Source organism: Microcoleus sp. B3-D2, from assembly GCF_036705345.1.
In the GTDB taxonomy this organism is placed as follows: Bacteria; Cyanobacteriota; Cyanobacteriia; order Cyanobacteriales; family Microcoleaceae; genus Microcoleus.
In genome coordinates this window covers 1-3874 of record NZ_JAUBUG010000152.1, presented here as the reverse complement: position 1 = coordinate 3874, position 3874 = coordinate 1, and the positions used below count along the sequence as shown (strand labels likewise).

The 3874-nt window shown below is 43.5% G+C and carries 5 protein-coding genes; 1 reads left to right on the top strand and 4 read right to left on the bottom strand.

The features are described 5' to 3' along the window. Window positions 1–217 precede the first annotated feature (217 nt). The 4 genes from QUB14_RS28180 to QUB14_RS28165 all read right to left on the bottom strand — a co-directional run bounded on the left by QUB14_RS28180 (window position 218) and on the right by QUB14_RS28165 (window position 2666). A complete protein-coding gene (locus QUB14_RS28180; RefSeq protein WP_333221482.1) occupies window positions 218–514 on the bottom strand; it encodes a hypothetical protein in 297 nt (98 codons plus the stop codon). Between the two features lie 2 nt (window positions 515–516). Then, a complete protein-coding gene (locus QUB14_RS28175) occupies window positions 517–660 on the bottom strand; it encodes a hypothetical protein (RefSeq protein WP_333221480.1) in 144 nt (47 codons plus the stop codon). A 73-nt stretch (window positions 661–733) separates the two neighbouring features. Next, window positions 734–1558: an SGNH/GDSL hydrolase family protein gene (locus QUB14_RS28170; RefSeq protein WP_333221478.1), complete on the bottom strand. Its 825-nt coding sequence runs from the start codon at window positions 1556–1558 to the stop codon at window positions 734–736. A gap of 730 nt (window positions 1559–2288) precedes the next feature. After that, the gene (locus QUB14_RS28165) at window positions 2289–2666 is read right to left on the bottom strand and encodes a Mo-dependent nitrogenase C-terminal domain-containing protein (protein WP_333221476.1); all 378 of its coding nucleotides are present in this window, start codon (window positions 2664–2666) and stop codon (window positions 2289–2291) included. 470 nt (window positions 2667–3136) lie between these two features. Between QUB14_RS28165 and QUB14_RS28160 the strand changes: the two genes are divergently transcribed. Further along, on the top strand, window positions 3137–3727 hold the full coding sequence (locus tag QUB14_RS28160; protein WP_333221474.1) for a rhomboid family intramembrane serine protease: 591 nt from the start codon (window positions 3137–3139) through the stop codon (window positions 3725–3727). Window positions 3728–3874 lie beyond the last annotated feature (147 nt).

The following is a 3874-nucleotide window of genomic DNA, read 5'->3' as shown; positions in this document are numbered from 1 at the left end:
TATTAGTTACCCCACTAGAGCTAGAGTTTTATTTATGTATCTTAACATAGTTTTGTTTTTTATCGCCGACCTACTTAGTCATATTAAGTTGATGGATGTAATAAATATAAACTTTACGCTATCACACTAGAGTAATTTAGTCAATCAATACTTTATATTTTTTATCATCAACGCTTGCGTTTTTAAACCAAGTGCGATTGCCTTAATAATGTTCATTTTAGATAAACTTCCCGATTCTTTCTTCGCGCATATCGGGAATAATCGTATCCCAATTAATCAGTTCTAGATTTTTTATTGATGATGCTTTGACGACTAAGACTCCACCAACATAATGAACCTCGCATTCTCGATCCATATTTGCTGGTTGGCTGTTGCCAGTTTCATCGGGCGGCGAAGCTACTTCCTGCTTTCTGCGCTGCCCTAACAGGAAATCAGCAAATTTGAGGATTTCTTGCAGTTCGATTTCAGAGAAATTTTTCAGTTTGTCAACAATTTGTTCTTGAATAGGTATCACGGCTATTTTTCCTTGCTTAACACGACCGCTAGATTCAGTTTAACCTGAGACAGGAGCGATCGCCCTTCGCCTTTTTCAAAGCAAGTGCGATCGCCCACGAGGAAAATTTCTACAATATCAGATGAGCCAATCTTGCTCTCAGGCAAAAAATCATGTCAACCTCTACGAAAAGGCAGCCTCCCGGTATTGTGGCGATCGCCCGGAAAGCCTCAAAATGGTTTACCGAAGCGTCCCCAATTCAGATTTAATCATCCCGCTCTCCTGCACAACAGCCGACGCTGCTTCCCCCAAAATCCTGTGTGCAGCCGTCGTCGGATGAATGCCGTCCCAGAACAAAAATCGATCGGGACTACCACAAACACCTCCACCCGATAAACACGCACTCGTCACATTAGTCAAGCCATATTTAGCCGGAGAAGTAATGGCTTCCCGATAAAGCGCATTAGCATCCAGAGTCGCAATCTTTAAGTCAGAATGCTGTTGACTTAATACCTTAACCGTGCGCCTCAAACCCTGATTGTGTGCTTGTGTTAATGCAGTGAGCCTTGCAGAATTAACGCCTGTTCGCGTCGCCGGTAACTGCCCCAAATCGGGTAAATTTGCCAGCAGGATATTTTTGGCACCCACACCAGCAAGAGACGCGATCGCCCTCGCCACATTTTCAACGGGAATATTCGCATTATTTCCCCCCTGCAAATAGTCATTTGCCCCCGCCCACAGTACATACACCGCATGAGGGTTTGCCTGTTTTTGGGATTTAGTCCATGACTGAACTTGAGTTAACAAACCAGGGACAAGGCTATTGCGATCGCTCCCCGTTGTTGCACCTCCATAGGCCAAATTAGTGATTCGTTCAGGTGGCAACTTTAGGCGATCGGCAAGATATTCTACCCAAACCTTACCATTCGAGTAACGCCCTTGAAAGTAAGTGGAACGAGGCGGATATTGACCCCCGCTCGCTCGAAACACCATTCCCATATCCGAAAGACTGTCCCCAAATACATATAGTTCATTGACAGCCTCAGAACTTTGAGCTGATAGCATGAGTGCAACCATAAAAGATAAAAACGCAATAATTACTGCAAAAAATGTTCTTTTTAACACTTAGTATTAGTTAGATTCGTAAAATAATTGATAATTTGCGATCGATAATTACCGACTTCGTGATTTTGACATTTAGTGTTAGTTATATTCTTGAAATAGCTTAAATATTTTCCCCAATTACTAATCTATCAACTTTGGGAAAAATGTGAGGAGTAAAACTGAATTTTAATTGTGGGTTGCCTCACTCCACGGCTCAACTTACATAGATTGGTGATGTCCTTGACACTTTTCTCATGGTATCTAGCTCATAGCGCTATAGAGGGGATAAAACCGTACATCTTTTGGGAGATTACCCAATAAAGTTAGGCAAGAGGCGAACCAGCAGCATCCCGGTTTTAAGCTAGCACAAGCTTTAAAACGCTCCTTTTGTTAAGAGGTGATAGCCACTCCTCCTACGAATGCAGTTTACGCTTCTGTTGACGCTTAACTATTCTCCTCTATTGATAGTTGTTTTACTTAACCGGGCTCCTCCCTACAAAAACCTCCCAAACAACCACCCTTGAGATAACTATCAATCACGAAAAAAAAGAATTGATTCAAAAATGATTTACTGGGCGATCAAGAAATTGACCGCACTTTTGTTCCTTGAAAGCCGACACAAAACAAAAACCCTCCCCAACAAGGAGAAGGGAGGGTGAAAAGACAGTGAAAATTTTAAGTTTTTGCAGAATTAACAATAAGGAGTTACATCTTCGCCGCACTCGTCAGCCAAATAACACAAAGCTCGAAAGCGCAGCCCAACCACTTGCTCGTAAAGCGGATTTAACTTGCACAGCGGCGGAATGGATAATAAAGTGCGATCGCCCATTTTGACTTCCCGCTCAAACGGACACTGGCTGGGAATAAACTTACACAGCAACCGAGCCAACTTTTGACTTTTAATTGCAGTATTATCAAGCCATTGTTTTAGCGGATGCAAGGGGTCAAAGTGTGGCTTTTGACCGTAAGGTTGAGAATTTGTAGCGACATTAACGGCGGTTTCTTGTTTGCCAAATCCTACCCAATTTGGCAGAGTTCGGTAGGAGACTGTATGCTCAAATACGTTCATTTTGCTCTCTTCCTCTTTTATAACGAGGTGCCAAGAACTCTCTGTAGAGCTTGTGCGATATTATCTACAATCAGTATCTACAGCATCTCGTTTTGCTTTACCGGATTGAACTTCTTAAATTAATGACTTAGGGCGAGAAAAGTAGTTCCTGATTTTTTTAAAAGGCGGTGTGCGCTCTAAAAAGTGTCCTCATTTCAAGCCCAACGATTGATTGATAGGGTAAAAATTCTGTCTTCTACGTTCTAGCTTCAACCTTCGGTTGACTCTCCTTTTGTAGTTCAATTACAATTGTGACGCATCGAGGTGAATTATCCTATACGTGAAAATGCGGAACTTTTAATAAAACTTATAATATTTTTAAATAAGCTCTGCTGCAAAAAACCCTGAAACCTCGCCCCAACAATCTTTGCTCGCGCTCGCTCAGAAACTTCTACAATGAGAAATAATCGGTATCACCGCCCTCACAACCCATGAGCAACCCAGAAACCAAAGCTATCACCCGCGAATTGCAAAGCCACGCCGCCATTCTCGGTGGCTTCGTCTCCCTCCTCTGGATTATCGAAATTGTCGATGTATTCCTGTTCGGAGGCAGGCTGAATGACTACGGAGTCCGCCCCCGCAGCATCGACGGACTTGAAGGCATCCTGTTGATGCCTTTTCTGCATGGCAGTTTTGCTCACTTAGCCGCCAATACCCTCCCTTTTGTGACATTGGGTTGGTTGATCATGCTGCGAGAAATGAGCGACTTTTTTATCGTGAGTGCCGTCACTGTGCTAGTCAGCGGATTCGGAGTTTGGCTGACTGGCGCGCCCTATTCCGTTCACATTGGTGCCAGCGGATTAATCTTTGGTTACTTCGGCTTCTTGCTGCTGCGGGGCTATTTTGAACGCAGCTTTACCTCTATTTTGGTATCTTTAATTGTCGGTTTCTTCTACGGCAGTTTAATTTGGGGAGTTGTGCCCTCGCAGCCGGGAGTTTCCTGGCAAGCGCATTTCTTTGGCTTTGTCGGCGGGGTATTAACAGCTCAACTTTTGGGGCGGCGGAAACGGGAAATTAACTAGGATTAGGACTTATGGTGTATCCTATCATCACCTTAGTTTATTGCCCCGAACTTATCTGAAAGCGTAGGTTTTTTTTGATACTCCCGAGCCCTAAAGGGACGGGGATTCTTGAAGAGTCCAGATACGAACTTTCAAAGGCGAAATCAA

What these genes read in the sequence shown, in the direction of transcription:
- QUB14_RS28170 (WP_333221478.1), bottom strand. Translation starts at nt 1,558, where the DNA reads ATGCTATCAGCTCAAAGTTCTGAGGCTGTCAATGAACTATATGTATTT.
- QUB14_RS28165 (WP_333221476.1), bottom strand. Translation starts at nt 2,666, where the DNA reads ATGAACGTATTTGAGCATACAGTCTCCTACCGAACTCTGCCAAATTGG.
- QUB14_RS28160 (WP_333221474.1), top strand. Translation starts at nt 3,137, where the DNA reads ATGAGCAACCCAGAAACCAAAGCTATCACCCGCGAATTGCAAAGCCAC.